The sequence below is a fragment of the Mesorhizobium sp. B2-5-7 genome (genome assembly GCF_006440875.1).
In the GTDB taxonomy this organism is placed as follows: domain Bacteria; phylum Pseudomonadota; class Alphaproteobacteria; order Rhizobiales; family Rhizobiaceae; genus Mesorhizobium; species Mesorhizobium australicum.
The window spans coordinates 216620-233936 of the sequence record NZ_VFUO01000003.1; the positions used below are offsets into that span (position 1 = coordinate 216620).

Annotated in this window: 18 protein-coding genes and 1 pseudogene; 10 read left to right on the plus strand and 9 right to left on the minus strand. The window is 63.0% G+C overall.

Annotated features, from left to right (window positions below):
* Positions 1-69: 69 nt before the first annotated feature.
* On the minus strand, positions 70-1179 hold the full coding sequence (locus tag FJ543_RS14875; protein WP_027142806.1) for a TRAP transporter substrate-binding protein: 1110 nt from the start codon (positions 1177-1179) through the stop codon (positions 70-72).
* Positions 1180-1424: 245 nt separating this feature from the next.
* Here FJ543_RS14875 and FJ543_RS14880 point away from each other — a divergent pair, with 245 nt between their 5' ends.
* Complete coding sequence (locus FJ543_RS14880; protein WP_224622904.1) at positions 1425-2216, plus strand: gamma-glutamyl-gamma-aminobutyrate hydrolase family protein; 792 nt, start codon at positions 1425-1427, stop codon at positions 2214-2216.
* Here the strand turns inward: FJ543_RS14880 and FJ543_RS14885 are convergent, their stop codons facing one another.
* The 5 genes from FJ543_RS14885 to FJ543_RS14905 form a co-directional block, all read right to left on the minus strand.
* The gene (locus FJ543_RS14885) at positions 2217-2621 is read right to left on the minus strand and encodes a hypothetical protein (protein WP_181173983.1); all 405 of its coding nucleotides are present in this window, start codon (positions 2619-2621) and stop codon (positions 2217-2219) included.
* 79 nt (positions 2622-2700) lie between these two features.
* Entirely contained in the window at positions 2701-3684 is a 984-nt protein-coding gene (locus FJ543_RS14890; RefSeq protein ID WP_140875737.1) for a 2-hydroxyacid dehydrogenase, read from the minus strand.
* Positions 3681-4703, minus strand: coding sequence for a LacI family DNA-binding transcriptional regulator (locus tag FJ543_RS14895; RefSeq protein WP_140788605.1), 1023 nt, complete (start codon positions 4701-4703; stop codon positions 3681-3683). The genes FJ543_RS14890 and FJ543_RS14895 overlap by 4 nt, the downstream gene beginning before the upstream one ends.
* A gap of 66 nt (positions 4704-4769) precedes the next feature.
* The gene (locus tag FJ543_RS14900; protein WP_140875739.1) at positions 4770-5711 is read right to left on the minus strand and encodes a DMT family transporter; all 942 of its coding nucleotides are present in this window, start codon (positions 5709-5711) and stop codon (positions 4770-4772) included.
* Between the two features lie 137 nt (positions 5712-5848).
* On the minus strand, positions 5849-6256 hold the full coding sequence (locus tag FJ543_RS14905; RefSeq protein WP_140788603.1) for a DUF2000 family protein: 408 nt from the start codon (positions 6254-6256) through the stop codon (positions 5849-5851).
* Between the two features lie 53 nt (positions 6257-6309).
* Here FJ543_RS14905 and FJ543_RS14910 point away from each other — a divergent pair.
* A pseudogene (locus FJ543_RS14910) lies at positions 6310-7177 on the plus strand (AraC family transcriptional regulator).
* 12 nt (positions 7178-7189) lie between these two features.
* Here FJ543_RS14910 and FJ543_RS14915 read toward each other — a convergent pair.
* Together FJ543_RS14915 and FJ543_RS14920 are read right to left on the minus strand one after the other, a co-directional pair.
* Positions 7190-7660 carry a MarR family transcriptional regulator gene (locus FJ543_RS14915; protein ID WP_015314298.1) on the minus strand — a complete coding sequence of 157 codons (471 nt, stop codon included), beginning with the start codon at positions 7658-7660 and terminating at the stop codon, positions 7190-7192.
* A gap of 2 nt (positions 7661-7662) precedes the next feature.
* Entirely contained in the window at positions 7663-7947 is a 285-nt protein-coding gene (locus FJ543_RS14920; protein ID WP_140615028.1) for a hypothetical protein, read from the minus strand.
* 135 nt (positions 7948-8082) lie between these two features.
* Between FJ543_RS14920 and FJ543_RS14925 the strand changes: the two genes are divergently transcribed.
* The 4 genes from FJ543_RS14925 (at position 8083) to FJ543_RS14940 (ending at position 11098) form a co-directional block, all read left to right on the plus strand.
* Positions 8083-9141 carry a GTP-binding protein gene (locus FJ543_RS14925; RefSeq protein ID WP_140723405.1) on the plus strand — a complete coding sequence of 353 codons (1059 nt, stop codon included), beginning with the start codon at positions 8083-8085 and terminating at the stop codon, positions 9139-9141.
* 78 nt (positions 9142-9219) lie between these two features.
* Complete coding sequence (locus FJ543_RS14930; protein ID WP_015314300.1) at positions 9220-9498, plus strand: DUF1778 domain-containing protein; 279 nt, start codon at positions 9220-9222, stop codon at positions 9496-9498.
* The gene (locus FJ543_RS14935; protein WP_015314301.1) at positions 9495-10022 is read left to right on the plus strand and encodes a hypothetical protein; all 528 of its coding nucleotides are present in this window, start codon (positions 9495-9497) and stop codon (positions 10020-10022) included. The genes FJ543_RS14930 and FJ543_RS14935 overlap by 4 nt, the downstream gene beginning before the upstream one ends.
* A gap of 101 nt (positions 10023-10123) precedes the next feature.
* Positions 10124-11098 (plus strand): WD40 repeat domain-containing protein, encoded by a 975-nt coding sequence (locus tag FJ543_RS14940; RefSeq protein WP_015314302.1) that lies wholly within the window; start codon positions 10124-10126, stop codon positions 11096-11098.
* 13 nt (positions 11099-11111) lie between these two features.
* Here FJ543_RS14940 and FJ543_RS14945 read toward each other — a convergent pair whose 3' ends face one another.
* Positions 11112-11564 carry a hypothetical protein gene (locus FJ543_RS14945; RefSeq protein ID WP_015314303.1) on the minus strand — a complete coding sequence of 151 codons (453 nt, stop codon included), beginning with the start codon at positions 11562-11564 and terminating at the stop codon, positions 11112-11114.
* Between the two features lie 157 nt (positions 11565-11721).
* Here FJ543_RS14945 and FJ543_RS14950 point away from each other — a divergent pair, with 157 nt between their 5' ends.
* From FJ543_RS14950 to FJ543_RS14965, 4 genes are all read left to right on the plus strand, one after another.
* The gene (locus FJ543_RS14950) at positions 11722-13101 is read left to right on the plus strand and encodes an aspartate aminotransferase family protein (RefSeq protein WP_140875740.1); all 1380 of its coding nucleotides are present in this window, start codon (positions 11722-11724) and stop codon (positions 13099-13101) included.
* Positions 13102-13133: 32 nt separating this feature from the next.
* Entirely contained in the window at positions 13134-14519 is a 1386-nt protein-coding gene (locus FJ543_RS14955) for a glutamine synthetase family protein (RefSeq protein ID WP_140615036.1), read from the plus strand.
* A gap of 84 nt (positions 14520-14603) precedes the next feature.
* Positions 14604-15839 (plus strand): putative DNA modification/repair radical SAM protein, encoded by a 1236-nt coding sequence (locus FJ543_RS14960; RefSeq protein WP_140875742.1) that lies wholly within the window; start codon positions 14604-14606, stop codon positions 15837-15839.
* A 2-nt stretch (positions 15840-15841) separates the two neighbouring features.
* Positions 15842-17311 (plus strand): UdgX family uracil-DNA binding protein, encoded by a 1470-nt coding sequence (locus tag FJ543_RS14965; RefSeq protein WP_140875744.1) that lies wholly within the window; start codon positions 15842-15844, stop codon positions 17309-17311.
* Positions 17312-17317 lie beyond the last annotated feature (6 nt).

The window sequence follows — 17317 nt, forward strand, 5'->3', positions numbered from 1 at the left end:
CCGTCGAGCAAAGAAAAGCCCCGGGGAACAAAAATGCCCCGAGGCTTTCGAAAAGCAAAGTACGATCGCCTACAGCTTGCCGTTGCGCTGCTGGACCATCATGAAGGTGTCGTAATTGTATTCGGCCACCTGCGCCCAGAGATAGTGCTCCTTGCGGAAGCCCTTGATCGATTCCCAGATCTTCTTGAACGGCGCGTTCGAGGCTTCCATTTCGGCGTAGACCTCGTTGGCCTTCTCGAAGCAGGCGGCCATGATCTCCTGGCTGAATGGGCGCAGTTTGGCGCCGCCGGCCACCAGCCGCTTCACCGCCGGGGGGTTCACATAGTCATATTTCTGCAGCATGTTGGCGTCCGCGGCCTGGGCGCACGTGCGCAGCAGCGACTTGTAGGTCGGCGAAAGCTCGTCGTATTTCGCCTTGTTGAACATCAGGTGGACGGTCGGGCCGCCTTCCCACCAGCCGGGATAGTAATAATAGGGCGCGACCTTGTAGAAGCCGAGCTTCTCGTCGTCATAGGGGCCGACCCATTCGGCGGCGTCGATGGTGCCTTTTTCCAGCGCCGGGTAGATGTCGCCGCCGGCGATCTGCTGCGGCACCACGCCGAGCTTCTGCACCACTTTGCCGGCAAAGCCGCCAATGCGCATCTTGAGGCCGGAGAGGTCGGCGACGGTGTTGATCTCCTTGCGGAACCAGCCGCCCATCTGCACGCCGGTGTTGCCGCCCGGCAGGCCGAACAGACCTTGCGTGGCGAGAAACTCATTGAACAGGTCGATGCCGCCGCCATGGTAGTGCCATGCATTCATGCCGCGCGCGTTGAGCGAAAAGGGCACCGCCGCACCCAGCGCCCATGTCGGGTCCTTGCCCCAGTAATAATATGCCACCGTGTGGCAGGCCTCGACCGTGCCGGCCGTGGTGGCATCGGCGGCCTGCAGGCCGGGAACAAGCTCGCCGGCGGCAAAGACCTGGATCTGGAAATTGCCGTCGGTGGCTTCCGACAGCATCTTGGAGAACACTTCGGCCCCGCCATAGATGGTGTCGAGCGACTTCGGGAAGGACGACGCCAATCGCCATGTCACCTTGGGGTTGGACTGGGCGATTGCCGGTGCGGCGAGCGTGGCCGCCGCCGCGGCTGCGCCGACGCCGGTGACGCCGGCCTTGCGGATAAATGAACGACGATCCATGCAGTTCCTCCCTTTTGGACCAACAAACCGACGTTCGGGAAATCCTCGGCTCCCGCATCGGTTCGCTCGAAACAATACACGGGCAAGGAGTCGAGTCCAGCACGCCGGCCGGATTTGATGGCGAAGCCATGCGACCCTGCAACTATAGTCTAACAGGCGGTTTCGTGGCCCATGCGACACGCTGAGACTTGGCTGGAAAAATGGCCGGGGATCGCTTATTTTAAAGGCAGGATATCCCTTGCCAGATGGAAGACAGACCCAAAATGCAGCAGCCGCTCGTCGCCATATCGACCGACGTCCGTCAGTTCGACAACTACACCTGGCATGCCGCCCCTCAACAATATCTGGAAGCAGCAATCGTAGGTGCCGGCGTTTTCCCACTGCTCGTGCCATCGTTCGGCGACCGGCTGGACTTCGACGAACTTCTGTCGTCGGTCGACGGCGTCATGCTGACGGGCTCGAAATCCAACGTCGACCCCTCGCTCTATGGCGGCGATGCCAGCGAAGCGAACGGCCCCTATGACACCGCGCGCGACGCCACGACGCTGCCGCTGATCCGCAAGGCGATCGAGCGCGGCGTGCCGCTGCTTGCCATCTGCCGCGGCATCCAGGAATTGAACGTGGCGCTCGGCGGCACACTGGGCACCGAGATCCAGGAGCGCGAGGGGTCGCTGGACCACCGTGCGGCGGTGAGCGACAAACAGGATGAGCGCTTCGCTATTCACCAGACCATTTCGATCAAGGCAGGCAGTTGCCTGGCCGGCGTGTTCGGCGCCGGCGACATCAAGGTCAATTCCTTGCATCGCCAGGCGATTGACCGGCTGGGATCGAAGCTCGAGATCGAGGCTGTCGCCACCGACGGCACGGTCGAAGCGGTTTCGGTCAAGGGTGCCCGCGCCTTCGCCGTCGGCGTCCAGTGGCATCCCGAATACTGGGTCAAGTCGGACAGCAATTCCGCCAAGATTTTTCGCGCTTTCGGCGATGCGGTGCGCCTGCATGCCGCCGCGAAAGCCGGCGCGCGGGCGGCGGCGGAGTAGTCAGTTTCCAGGTTTCAGGCCACCGTCTGATGCCAGCGACAGCAACGGCAGGGCCGGCGCGTAGGATTCGTAGCCATCGCCATCAGCCACGGCAAAGGTGACGATCGGATCGATGCCGTTGGCGTTGAAGGCAACGGTTCCGTCGTTTTGCTCGCGCCAGAATTTAGCCCGCTCGAGGCCCGGCAGGAGCCGTCGGCAATTCGGCGCCACCGTCAGCAGCGACAGGCCATCCGAGACCGAGGCGCCGCGCGTGACCGCGCATGCGCCTTCGTCGCCATTGGCAATCAGTCTGTAGGCATTGGAAGGCGTGGCCTCATTGGCAATGCTTTCCCCGCTGCCGTCATGAAACAGCTGAACGCCGCCAAACAGCGCGGCTGCACCGATCAATGCGAAAAGCGTTTTCATCATTCCTCATCCAGCACACAGGATGAAGAATGATTTCAAAGGGTTAAGCGGACGTTAATAAGTGTGGCAGTGCCACCGCTCAAGGGCGAGCCTTCACATGCGCCGTCTCGGGCACTGGTGTCAGCGGCCTGCGGTCGCTGAACCACGACACCAGATTGTCGACGCACAGATCGGCCATGGCGCGGCGTGTATGCTCCGAGGCCGAGCCGACATGCGGCAACAGAGAGGCGTTTGGTAAGTCGAGCAACGCCTTGGGGACATTCGGCTCGTCGGCGAAGACATCGAGCCCGGCGGCGGCGATGGTGCCGTCGGCGAGAGCGGCCGCAAGCGCCGCCTCGTCGACGGTGCTGCCGCGGCCGATGTTGACGAAGACGCCGTTCGCGCCGAGCGCCGACAGGATCTCGGCATTGACCGCTTTCTGTGTCGAAGCACCGCCGGGCGCCACCGAAATCAGCGTGTCGACTGCCTCGGCCAAGCCCTTCAGCGTGTCGTGGTATTGATAGGACAGGCCTTCGACCCGGCGTCGGTTGTGATAGGCGATCGGCAGGCTGAAGGCCTCCAGCCGCCGTGCAATGGCTTGTCCGATGCGGCCCATGCCGAAAATACCGACGCGGCGCGCGCGCAAGGTCAGCCGGCTCAGCGGATAGTTGCCCTTCTTCGCCCAGCTGCCGTCACGCAGCCAGGTTTCGGCACGCGGCAGGTCGCGCACCGTGTTGATCAGCAGCCCGATCGCGGTGTCGGCGACCTCTTCGGTCAGCACGTCGGGCGTGTTGGTGACCATGATGTTTTTCGCCGCCGCATGGCCGACATCGACCGAATCATAGCCGACGCCGAACGAGGCGATGAGTTCGAGCTTCGGCAACGCGTCCATCATCGCCGCACTGATGCCGGCAAAGGATGCGATGCCGCGCACCGTGCGGCGCATCTCGTCGGTGACCAGCGCGGGATCGGCGCGCTCGATGCCGATGCGATTGAACGTCTGGTCGATACGCGCGACGGCGTGGTCGCTGAAATCGGCCGGCACCAGAATGGCAACGGCTCCCAATTGTTCGGCCTTGGTCATGCACGCTCCACCGGCTTGCCGGTCGACTGGCGCACATGCAGTTCCGGCTTGATCAATTCCTGCGAGGGCCGCACCGTCTGCCCGTTGAGCTTGTCGAGCAGCGCACTGGCGGCGCGGCGGCCGACCTCGCGCTGGCCGTTCCAGACGGTGGTCAGCGCCGGCGTGGCTATCGCCGCCTCTTCGAGGTCATCATAGCCGGTGACGGAGATGTCGACGCCCGGCACAAGGCCGGCACGCGCAATGCCGTTCATCAGGCCGATGGCGACGAGGTCGTTCCAGCAGCAGGCCGCGGTCGGCCTGTCCTTCAGCGCCAGAAACTGCCCGGCGGCCTCGAAACCGGCCTGCTTGGTGCGCGGGCCTGATATGCGCCAGGACGGCCTGACGTCGAGTCCGGCTGCCTCCATGGCGTTCACATAGCCCTGGTAGCGATCGCGGCCGGTCGAGGTCTGGTCGGTGCCGCCGATCATGGCGATGCGCTTGTGGCCGAGCGAGATCAGATGGTTGGTGGCGAGGCCCGTGCCATAGGCATCGTCGCCGCGAAACACCGGCACGTCGGCGCCCTCGACGGTGCGTGCGATCAGCACCGCCGGCAGCCCATTCTCCTCGGCCATGACGATATCGGACGCCGGCGTGCCGATAGCCGGCGACATGATGACGCCATCGGCGCCGAGCTGCAGCAATGTATCGATGAAGGTGCGCTGTTTTTCGAGCTGATCGTAGTGATTGGACAGGATGAAGGTCTGTCGGCTGCGGTCGAGCTCACTCTCGATCGAGCGCAGAATCTCGGCGAAGAACGGGTTCATGATGTCGTGGACGACGACACCGACAATGCCCGAGCGCGAGGTGCGCAGGCTGGCGGCGCGGCGGTTGTAGATATAGCCGATGGCGCGCGCATGTTCCTTAATGCGGTCGCGCGTTGAGCCGGCAACCAGCGGGCTGTCGCGCAGTGCCAAGGATACGGTGGCCGTGGACACGCCGAGCGCATCCGCGATCGTCGACAGCTTGATCTTCTGTGCCAGCCTTTCGCTCCCCGTCGTTTTTTTAAACTGTTTAAGGGCGGCCTTATGCCATCGATCCGGGCCAAATCAAAGTTTTTTTGCCAGCGCCTCGGCCTCGACATCCGAGGCCGCACGGCTGCGCAGCCTGAGCCGATGTTCGCGATGGACGATGTAGAGGCCGCTGGCGACGATGATGGCAGCGCCGACCAGCGTCCAGCGGTCGGGGAACTGCTTGAAGACAAGCCAGCCCGAAATGATCATCCACACCATTTGCGAATAGGGATATGGCGCGAGCGCTGTGGTCGTCGCCAGCCGATAGGCCTGGACCAGCAACCAGTGGCCGACACCGCCGAACACGCCAAGCATGAGCAGCACGGACCAGTGCCAGCCATCATGCGGCAGGGAAAATGAAAACGGCAGCAAGGGCAGCAGCAGGACCGTCGGCGCCAACGCCGAGAACAAGATCAGGCTCTCCGGAGTCTCGGTCGCCGACATGCGGCGCGTCATGATGACATAGAAGCAGTTCGACAGCATCGAGCCGAGCGCGAAGAGATGTCCGATGCCGAAAACGCCGACACCGGGCCGCGTGATGATCAGGACCCCGGCGAAAGCGGCCAGGATAGCCAGCCAGCGCCGCCATCCGGCCCATTCGCCGAGCAGCGGCCCGGCAAGGGCGGTGATCACCATCGGCCCGAAGAAATAGATCGACGTCGTCTCGGCCAGTTGCAGGGAGCGCAGCGCCAGGACATTGAACATGGTCGAGCCGAACAGGAACGCGCCGCGCATCACATGCGCCGGCAGGTTGACCGGCCGAAATCGCCTCGGTTCGCGCCAGCCACGCAGCAGCGCTCCAACCAGCACGACATGCACGGCAAAGCGCACCCAGGCGACGATCAGGACGGAGACGCCGGCCAGGACGAGATATTTGCTGCTGGTGTCGAGGAAGGTGAAGAAGACATAGGTGTTCAGCATGCACAGGATCGCCACCGGCGGCGTCGCGCTTTCGACATGTCTTTGGGAAGGATTCACGTGCAGGCCGGGGAAAAGCTGGGCTGGAACCCCACCTTTGCGGGAATTGCGGCTTGCCGGCAAGCCAATTGTCGCCCGCAGCCGCGCCTAAGCTCGCTGGTACAACAACAGTCGGCGTCAGGCTTAGCCTTCGGGCGCTACGCGTGCATGCGGGCGCCCTTGGTTATCTTGTCGACCACCTTCTTCTCGGCACGCAGCGCTATGCCGACCACCTTGGCATCTTCGGGCGCGAACTCGGCAAAGACGGCGCGGTTGGCGGCATCGAAGCCGGTCGAGAACATCTCCTCGACATAGAGCGAGGTGGTGACGCCGCGTTCCAGCGCACGCCGATGGATCGCACTCATCGTTGCCTGGTCGGTCGAGAGCACGATGACCGGCTGGATCGACAGGGGATTGTAGAGATTGCCGGCGCGGTCGCGATAGGGCTCGCCGATGATGTCGGGGAATTGGGCGACAATGCCGCTGGTCAGGAAGGCGGTGACGTTGAGTTTCTGCCAGACGGCCAGGTCTTGCCGCAGTACGATTGCAAATTTCGTATCGAACATGAGAAAACAAGCCATTCAAGGTTAGGCCCCGTGTAACGAGACTGAAGTAGACGATGTCGTTCGATCTAGACCGCCAGGCCTTCGAGGGTCTTGGACGTTTGTGCGCCGATGCCGCTGAAAACTGCATCATCTCCGCTCGCGACCCCGCGGGGATGGAGCGCATCGAGGCGCGGTTTCACGGCAGCGCCTTCGATCCGCATCGCCACGACACCTACGCGATCGGGGTGACGCTGCGCGGCGTGCAGACCTTCCGCTATCGCGGCGCGGCACGGCTGAGCCTGCCCGGCCAGGTCATCGTGCTGCATCCGGACGAGTTGCACGATGGCGGCGCCGGCACGGAAGAAGGCCTGCGCTACAGGATGCTCTATCTTGAGCCGTCACTGATGTTCGACTGTCTCGGCGGCACGGCGCTGCCCTTCGTCAGGGACGGCGTGGTGGCGGACGAGGCCTTCTGCGCGACCCTGCTGTCGGCGCTCGGGCCGTTGGAGCAGGAACTCGACGAGTTGTTCGTCGACGACTTCCTGGCGCGACTGATGCAAAGTCTGAACCGGCATGCCGGCAAGCCGGCAAAGCCAATAGCCGGGACGGCGTGGCGGGCGGCGACACTGGCGGGTGAGTATCTCACGGAAAACCTCGACCGGCCCGTGCATTCGGGTGAGTTGGAAGCCGTCACGGGTCTCGACCGCTATGCCCTGTCGAGACATTTCCGCGCGGCCTTCTCGACCAGCCCGCATCGTTTCCTGGTAATGCGCCGGCTTCAGCGCGCGCAGGATGATCGCCGCCGGCGTGCCCTTGGCACAGATCGCGATCGAGGCCGGCTTCAGCGACCAGAGCCACTTCAACAGGCAATTCAAGAAAGCGTTCGGCATGACGCCGGGCCGTTGGTCGTCCTTGATCCACGGAAATACCGCGGCAGCCTGACGGCCGGAGAGATCAGTCATCCGACTCGGCGTCGTCATCGATCAGCACCAGTTCCTCGTTGGAGAGGTTGGCCTCGATGCGGGCGAGCAGCTTGAACAGCGCCTTCTGGTCCTTCTTGTCGAGGCCCTTAAGCGCCTGCTTTTCGGTCTTCTTCACCGATTTCTCAATGGCGCGGATGGTTTCACGGCCGGTATCGGTGAGGAAGATATGGGCCTGGCGGGCATCGGAGTCCGACGCGCGTTTCTCCAGAAAACCCTGTGCCTGCAGCCGGTTGATGGTCTTGGTGATGGTCGGCGGACGCACGCCAAGACGCCCGGCGAGATTGCCCGGCGTCTGGCCGTCCTCACGGTCCAGCGCCAGCATGATCTGGTCCTGGCCGGCGTAAAAGCCATGCGCCAGGAGCCGCGCGGCCAGCGCGGTCCTTGCCAGCCTTGCCGCTGAATGCAGCCGGCTCATCGTTGCAGTCTTGTCCGCCTTGGCCATGGTCATCCCTCTTCGGCCGTACCGGTGCGCACAGCATAGACGCAGCCGGCCGGTTGGCAATCGACGATCGAAAAAGATTCCGGCATCCGAAACAGCTTTGCCGGCAAGCATTCGCGGTGTCCGCCGTGGTGATGCCAGATGTTTATTTCAGTTAGATGACAAACGAGTTTCGGGTGAAGGGAATTCGGAGCGACCACTGCGTGAATGCGATCCGACGACCGGACAGCCCTGGCAAGAGGCCCGTTGATCATTCCGTCGCCGGGGACGGCGGCCGCTTCCGCGGCCATGATGCCGGGACAATCCCGGTCGGCAGCTTTGGCCCATGGTTTGCCCCGTGCAAAAGCCCGGCGCACATCCTATATGGAACCGACAATCCCTTTTCGCGGCCTGAATTTCAGGGCCCAGTCATTTCGAGGCAAGCCATGAGCGAAGCGCAGACACAGATCCCCGTAACCGTCCTCACCGGCTATCTCGGCGCCGGCAAGACGACGCTGCTCAACCGCATCCTGTCGGAAAACCACGGCAGGCGCTACGCCGTCATCGTCAACGAATTCGGCGAGATCGGCATCGACAACGACCTGATCGTGGAATCAGACGAGGAGATCTACGAGATGAACAATGGCTGCGTCTGCTGCACGGTGCGCGGCGACCTGATCCGTGTCGTCGAGGGCCTGATGCGGCGGCCCGGCCGCTTCGACGCCATCGTCGTCGAGACCACGGGTCTCGCCGATCCTGTGCCGGTGGCGCAGACCTTCTTCATGGACGACGACGTGCGCTCCAAGACCAAGCTCGATGCCGTGGTGGCCCTGGTCGACGCCAAGCACCTGCCGCTCAGGCTCAAGGATTCCAAGGAAGCCGAGGACCAGATCGCCTTCGCCGACGTCGTCGTGCTCAACAAGACCGACCTCGTCACCCCGGAAGAACTTGCCATGGTCGAGGCGACGATCCGCGCCATCAACCCTGCCGCCAAAATTCACCGCACGACGCGCGCCGGCGTCGCCCTGTCGGAAGTGCTCGACCGCGGCGCCTTCGACCTGTCCAGGGCGCTGGAGAACGATCCGCATTTCCTCGAAGCGCATGATGAACATGATCACCATGACCACGATCATGATCATCACGACCATGATCATCATCACCACGATGGGCACGACCACCACCATCACGCTCATCCGTCCGACATCCATGACGTGACGGTGCAGTCGGTGTCGCTGCGCGGCGGCGAGATGGACCCGAAGAAATTCTTCCCGTGGATCGAGAAGGTCACCCAGATGGAAGGCCCTAACATCCTGCGGCTGAAAGGCATCATCGCGCTCAAGGGCGATGACGAGCGCTATGTCATCCAAGGCGTGCACATGATCATCGAGGGCGACCACCAGCGCGCCTGGAAGGACGGCGAAAAGCACGAAAGCCGGCTGGTGTTCATCGGACGCGAACTCGACGCTGAACGGCTGAAGAAGAGCTTTGACGCCTGCCAGGCCTAGGTTCAGCCACACGATTCAAAGCTTGAATTGTGCGATACGTACACATATCATGTGTACGTATCGCGATGAGGAATGACCATGCCTAGACCTGCGGACAACAAGACCGAGCGCTACCAAATCCGCATTCCCCCTTCGGAGAAGGCGATGATCGCGCGCGCCGCTGCGCTCTCGCACAAAGACATGGCAGACTTCATCCTCGATAAGATCGTGCCTGCGGCGCAGGCGGTGATTGATGCGGCTGAAGTGACGAAGGTGTCCGACCGCGACTTTAAGCGCATCCTGGACCTGCTGGAACACCCGCCAAAACCCAACGCCAGGCTCAAGGCGGCGATTGCGGCCTTGCCGGACACTTTGTGACTCTTCCGTCCTGGCACGAGGAGCCAATAGCAAAACGCCACGATCGAGCGTCCTTCGATTGTGGCGACCTGCAGATGAACGAATTTCTGCAGCGGTTCGCGCGACAGAGTCATGATCAGAATGCGGCCAAGACCTTCTGCGCGATCGGCGATACAGCTTCGGAACGTGTACTCGGTTTTTATACGATCGCGCCGTCCGCCGTCGCTCATGAAGCCGTTCCCGCAGCCCTGACGAGAGGCTTGGCACGACACGAAGTTTCCGGCTTCAAGCTTGGCCGTCTTGCCACCGATCGCACCGTCGCCGGGCAAGGCCTCGGAGGTCAGTTGCTTGCCGCGGCGGCATTGCGCTGCCTGCGGCTTGCGGGAGAAGGGGGCGGCATTCTGCTCATCATCGACGCCAAGAGCGAGCGGGCGGCAAAGTGGTATGCAAGCTACGGCGCCGAGCGTCTCACAGGATCGGATTTGACTCTGGTAATGCCGTTGGCAGCATTCGCTGCGGATCTACGAGCCAAGGGGCTGCTTTGACGCCTGCCCCTTCATCACTTGCCAATCCCGATGGTTGTCGGAACCGCAAACGTCGAGTAAGCCGCCTCTACAATTCTAATCCAGTCGAACAAAGATAACCCATGCCCACAGTTGCCCCGCTTGATCTCGAAGGCCATTGCGTCGCCGCCGTCTTCCTCGGCGACGTGCCGCATTTCGCGCTGGCCGATGGTGCTGTCCATCGGCTCGACAATGGCCACAAGACGGTGCAGGCCAATGACGGGCTGCTTGCCGCCTTCCATGACGCGGCCAACGACCGGCTGATCACCGGCGGCGAGGACGGCAAGGTTTTTGCCGTGAAAGCCGGCGGCGAGACCCAGGAGGTGGCGAACGCGGGAAAAAAATGGATCACCAGCGTTGCCGCCGGGCCGCAAGGAGCCATCGCCTATGCCACGGGCAAGACCGCCTTCGTGCGCTTCGCCGATGGCAAGACCCGGGAATTTGCCCATCCGCGCTCGGTCGAGGGGCTGGCCTTCTCGCCCAAGGGCATGCGCTTCGGCGTCGCCCGCTACAATGGCGCGACGCTGCATTTCCCCGCCGCCGAGGGCAAGCCGGTGGAACTGGAATGGGCGGGCGCGCACACCGGCATCACCTTCTCGCCGGACGGCGCCTTTCTGGTCACCACCATGCAGGAAAACGCCCTGCATGGCTGGAAGCTGGCCGACGGCAAGCACATGCGCATGAGCGGCTATCCCGGCAAGGTCAAAAGCCTGTCATGGAGCGTGAAAGGCAAGTGGCTGGCCAGTTCCGGCGCGCCGGCGGCGATCGTCTGGCCGTTTTCGGGCAAGGACGGCCCGATGGGCAAGGCGCCGCTGGAACTCGGCACGCGCGGCAATGCCATGGTGACGGCGGTCGCCTGCCATCCGAGCCAGGACGTCGTCGCAGTCGGTTACGACGACGGCATGGTGATGGCCGTGCGCTTTTCCGACGCCAAAGAAGTGCTTTTGCGGCGACCGGGCAAGGGCGCCATCACCACGATGATGTGGGACAGGGAAGAACGCCGCGTCGCCTTCGGCAGCGCCGCCGGCGACTGTGGCGTCATCGACATCACGGCCTAGCCGGGATGGCCGATCACTCGGCCCCGCAGGAGATCTTGCCGGTCAGATCGACGGGCTTGCCGTCGCTTTCCTTGTCGGCGGTGCTGTCATAGACAGCGAGCTTGTAATGCCCGTCATAGACGCCCTCGTCGCTGGCCCTGGTCAGGATCGTCAATTCGACCGAACTGTAGATCTTGGCGACCTGCTGCTCGTGGTAGATGTTTAGCCGCAGTTCCTTGTCGTCGAGCCAATACTGGGTGAGGTTCGCATCCTCGAACACCGTCTTGCGCAATGGATCACCCGTGGGCCTTGCCTTGATTTCGAGGTCGCCGCGGAAATTGAAAGTCGGGCCGCCCATGCCCGTGGTGACGCCGGCATCAACCTGGAATTTGACCTGTGGATCATCGACGGTGCACCAGATACCGCCGGTCGCGAACGCCGTACCGGCCGACAGGAAGAGCATGGTCACGCAGATGATCGTCCGCATTCTTTCCCCGCTTGTCGTTGCCGACAGCATTGGCGCCGACTTCGCAAGTGGGGTCAAGCGCCCGCCGCAGGCGACTGAGCCAATGCAGAACGGACGCACGGCCAATTGCCGTTGCGGAGGTGGATTGGGTAAGTAGGAATGAGCCAGAGGGATTTTCATGCACGGCAGCGATAGTTCAAAGACCATCGGCGGGATCAGCCGCGACCGCATCGCGCAATTGCGCGAGACGGAGGGGGCAGCCTTTCGCGAGGCGCGGCCGAGATCACAAACCAAGGTCGGCAACGGCCTGCCCGGCTTCTTCGGCGGCGTGCCGATGCACTGGATGAACGATTGGCCGACACCGTTTCCGATCCTGGTCGACAGCGCCCGAGGCGCCACGATCACCGACATGGACGGCAACAAGCTCGACGATTTCTGCCTCGGCGACACCGGTTCGATGTTTGGCCATTCGCCTCCACCGGTGGCGCGCGCCATTCGCCGCCAGGCCGGGCGCGGCCTGACCTATATGCTGCCTTCCGAGGATGCGCTGGCCATCGGGCCGCTGCTGCAGCAGCGCTTCGGCCTGCCGTTCTGGCAGATCGCGACCACGGCGACCGACGCCAATCGCTTTGCGCTGCGCGTCGCCCGCGCCGTCACCTCCAGGGAGAAGATCCTGGTCTTCAACGGCTGCTATCACGGCTCGGTGGACGAGACGATGGTGCGGCTGATCGACGGCAAGCCCGTCAACCGGCCGGGACTGGCGGGCGAATTCCGCGACCTGACCCGCACGGCCAACGTCATCGAGTTCAACGACGTTGCCGCACTGGAAGCCGCGCTCAAGGACAGGGACGTTGCCTGCGTCATCGCCGAGCCGGTGCTGACCAATTCCTGCATGGTACTTGCCGACCCTGGCTACCATGATGCGCTGCGAAAATTGACGCGTGAAGCCGGCACCCTGCTCTTGATCGACGAGACGCATACGATCTCGACCGGTCCTGGTGGTTACACCAGTAAATATGGGCTGGAGCCCGACTTGTTCGTGCTCGGCAAGCCGATTGCCGGCGGCGTGCCGGCGAGCGTCTGGGGCATGAGCGAGGAGGTCGCCTCGCGCTATGCCGACTATAACAGGACGAAAGAGCCGGGATATTCCGGCATGGGCACGACGCTGTCGGCCAACCCGCTGCAGTTCGCCGCTATGCGCGCCACGCTCGAGGAGGTGATGACGCAAGAGAATTACGACCGCATGGATCATCTGGCGCGGCGGCTCGATGCCGGGCTGAACGGCGTGATCGATCGTTACAATCTGCCCTGGCATGTCTCCCGCGTCGGGGCACGCGTCGAGTTCATCTGCGCGCCCGGCCCGCTGCGCAATGGTGCCGAGGCGGAAATTGCGCATGCGCCGGAACTGGAGGCTGCCATCCATGTCGCATTGGTCAATCGCGGCGTGCTGATCGCACCGTTCCACAACATGATGCTGATCTCGCCGGCAACGTCAGGCACCCAGGTCAACCGGCTGATCGCCGCGTTCGGCGCGGTTGCGGCAAAGCTTTCGGCGTGAGACAAGCGCCCAAGCCAAATTTGAGTGCGATCATGACCTCACCTTCGGGCTCGACGCCCACCGAGGCGCAAGCCTTCCTCGACGCCCATCCCGAGATCGAGGCCTTCGATATCGTGCTGACCGACGCCAATGGTGTGGGGCGCGGCAAGATCGTGCGCAGGCATGAGCTGAAAAGCATTTTCGAGGGCGGCCGGCATATGCCGATCTCCATTCTCGGCCTCGACATCACCGGCGAGGATGTGCACGAAACCGGGCTGATCTGGGACAGCGGCGACGGAGATCTGAGGGCCTGGCCGATTCCGGGCACGCTGGTGCCGCTTTACGGCACGAAGCCACCGCGCGGCCAACTGCTGATGGCGATGTATCATCTCGACGGCCAGCCAATGTCGTCGGATCCGCGGCTGGCGCTTGCCCGGCAGGTCGGCATATTGGCGGCCAAGGGACTCTATCCCGCCGGTGCCTTCGAGCTCGAGTTTTTTCTGCTGGCCAATGAGCGCGACGCCGACGGCAAGGTGCAGCCGGCGCGCGCGGTGCTCGATGGCCGCGTCTCGGGCAAGACCGAAGTTTATTCAGTCGACCATCTGCACGGCATGGAGCCGTTGTTCTCCGACATCTACGCCGCCGCCAAGGCGCAAGGCATTCCGGCCGAGACGGTGATTTCCGAATATGCGCCCGGCCAGTACGAACTGACGCTGAATTACCGCAAGGACGTGATGCGGGCGGCCGACGATCTGGTCATGCTGAAGCGGCTGGTGCGGGCGCAGGCGCGCCGCCATGGTGTCACCGCCTGCTTCATGGCCAAGCCGATCGAGAAATATGCCGGCTCCGGTATGCATTTCCATGTCTCGCTGCAGGACAAGGACGGCCGAAACGTCTTTGCGGAAGCCGCCGGCGAGAGCTGGTCGCTGCCGCTGCTGCGTGGCCTCGGCGGGCTGATCCAGACCATGGCGGAATCAATGCTGGTGTTTGCGCCGCATGCCAATTCCTGGCGGCGCTTCGTCTCGCAATCCTATGCGCCGGTGGCGCCGAGCTGGGGCGTCAACAACCGCTCGGTAGCGTTGCGCGTGCCGGCCGGCGATGCAAAGAACCGGCGCATCGAGCATCGTCCATCAGGCGTCGACGCCAATCCGTATCTGATTGCCGCGACGGTGCTTGCCGGCATCGTCAAGGGCCTCGACGAAGGGCTCGATCCCGGCCCCGAAACGACCGGCAATGGCTATGAAGCGGCAATCACCCGCACGACGATGCCGGCCGATTGGCGGGCCGCCATCGAAGCGGCCAAGGCGTCCAGCTTCCTGAAGGGCGCGCTCGGTGAGGACCTGCACCGCACCTTTGTGGCGATCAAGCAGTCCGAGTACCTGCGCGTGGCGCGCACGGTAAGCGAGCTGGACTATCATCTCTATCTGCACGAAGTCTGATGCGGGAGACCGGCGGCGATCACTTTTTCGCCGTCACCATCAAATGAGATGGCGCATTGGCCTATTAGAACATATCATGAACAAATGAGCGCACTCCCTGTTCGTGAGAAACTGGCAATCCTGTCCGACGCCGCCAAATACGACGCCTCCTGCGCCTCATCGGGCGCGGCGAAGAAGGATTCTTTGAAATCCGGCGGCATCGGCTCCACCGAAGGCATGGGCATCTGCCATTCCTACGCACCGGACGGCCGCTGCATCTCGCTGCTGAAAATCCTGCTGACCAATTTCTGCATCTACGACTGCAGCTATTGCATCAACCGCTCGTCCTCGAATGTGCGGCGCGCCCGCTTCGGCATCGACGAGGTGGTGAAGCTGACCATGGATTTCTACCGGCGCAATTATGTCGAAGGGCTTTTCCTGTCCTCGGGCGTCATCCGTTCGCCTGACGAGACCATGGGCGAGATGGTCGAGGTGGCGCGGCGGCTGCGGCTGGAGGAAAAATTCTCCGGCTATATCCATCTCAAAACCATCCCCGAGAGTTCGGCGGACCTGATCGAGAAGGCCGGGCTCTATGCCGACCGCCTGTCGATCAATGTCGAATTGCCCACCGACGAGGGCGTGAAGAAGCTGGCGCCGGAAAAGAGGCCGGAGACAATCCGGCTTTCCATGGCCAATTTGCGCCGGAAGATGGAGGAAAAAGCCGAGCCGACGTTGCGGACCAAAAAACGCGAACGCTTCGCCCCGGGTGGCCAGTCGACGCAGATGATCATTGGCGCGGACAACACCTCCGACGACGGCATCCTGCACGCCAGCGCCCGGCTGTATGGCAGCTACCATTTGCGGCGCGTCTATTACTCGGCCTTCAGTCCGATCCCCGATTCCTCGTCATCGCTCCCGCTCCGGAAGCCGCCGCTGATGCGCGAACACCGGCTCTACCAGGCCGACTGGCTGATGCGCTTCTACGGATTTTCGCAGCCTGAAATCCTGGCCGGCAGCAGCGATGGCATGCTCGATCTCGCCATCGATCCGAAACTTGCCTGGGCGCTGCGCAACCGGGGACGCTTCCCCGTCGACGTCAACCGCGCCGACCGCGAAGCGCTGCTGCGCGTGCCTGGCCTGGGAACCAAGGTTGTCGCGAAAATCCTCGAAACCCGCCGCTACCGGCGACTGCGGCTCGAGGATGTCGGCCGGCTCTGCCATTCGATCGCCAAGCTCAGGCCCTTCATCATCGCCGAAGGCTGGTCGCCAGGCGCGCTCACAGACGAGGCCGGACTGCGCGGCAAGATCGTGCAATCCTGCGAACAACTGGCGCTGTTTTGACGATGCCGCCAGCCGAGCTCGACCTCACCCGCCACACCGTTTGGCTTGAAAGCCAGACCGATTTCGCCGGCTGGCGCGACGCGGCTCGGCGGCTGGCGTTGAATGAGGTCAGCCCCGGGGACATCAGCTGGCATGTCGTAGCCGGTCTCGACCGGCCGCCAAGCGAATTGCCTGACGTGCCGCAGGGCGCTGAGCTCAATGTGCCACGCGATTTCATCGGCCACGCCGAGACCGCCTTCTGCCATTCCGATCCCGGACGTTTCGCCTTTCTCTACAGGCTGCTGTGGCGGCTGCGCACCGAGCCCAAATTGCTGGCGATCGCATCGGATCCCGACACCAAACGGCTTGAAACCATGGAAAAGGCGGTGCGGCGCGACAGCCACAAGATGCACGCCTTCGTCCGCTTCCGGAAGATCGGTGACGGCGAGGATGAACACTATGTCGCCTGGTTCGAACCCGACCATTTCATCGTCGAGCGCAATGCGGATTTCTTCATCAGGCGTTTTACCGGCATGCGCTGGACGATCCTGACGCCTTACGCGTCCGCCGATTGGGATGGCGAGAGGCTGGCGATCGGGCCGGGCGCGGCCAAGGGCGATGCGCCAGACAAGGACGACACCGAGACGCTGTGGAGGACTTATTTCGAGCACATCTTCAATCCGGCACGCCTCAAGGTGAAGGCCATGCAAAAGGAGATGCCGAAGAAATATTGGCGGAACCTTCCCGAGGCCTCGCTCATTCCTGACTTGATCGCAGGAGCGGACGAGGCCGCTAGGGATATGATTGCGAAGATGCCGACAACGCCCGCGCCGCACCACGCCAAGGTGCAGGCGAGGCACTGGCCTAAGCATGAGCCTACCGAAGCGCCTGATGACCCCGACGCGCACACGGTTTCCGAATTGCGCGAGGCCGCCAAGGGATGCCGCCGCTGTCCGCTTTGGCGCGATGCGACGCAGACCGTATTCGGCGAGGGGCCTGACAACGCCAAGGTGATTTTCGTCGGCGAACAGCCGGGCGACCAGGAAGACCTCGCCGGCCAGCCGTTCGTCGGCCCGGCGGGCAAGGTTTTCGATGCCATATTGGACGATGCCGGGGTCGACCGGCTGAAGGTCTACGTCACCAACGCGGTCAAGCACTTCAAATTCGAACCGCGCGGAAAACGCCGCATCCACTCCAAGCCGAATGTCGGCGAGGTTCAAGCCTGCCGCTGGTGGCTAGACCACGAGTTTGACCTGATCAAGCCGAATCTCGCCGTGGCGCTCGGCGCCACGGCGGCGCTATCCCTGCTTGGCAAGGCGGTCCCGGTGACCAAGATGCGGGGCCAGGTGATCGAACGCGAGGATGGCTTGCGTGTCTTCCTCACCATCCATCCGTCTTTCATCCTGCGCATTCGGGATCACGCCGACAAAGAAGCCGAACGCGAGCGGTTTTTGCAGGATATGAGGCAGGTGAAGAAGCTGATGGCAGCTTGATCTGCC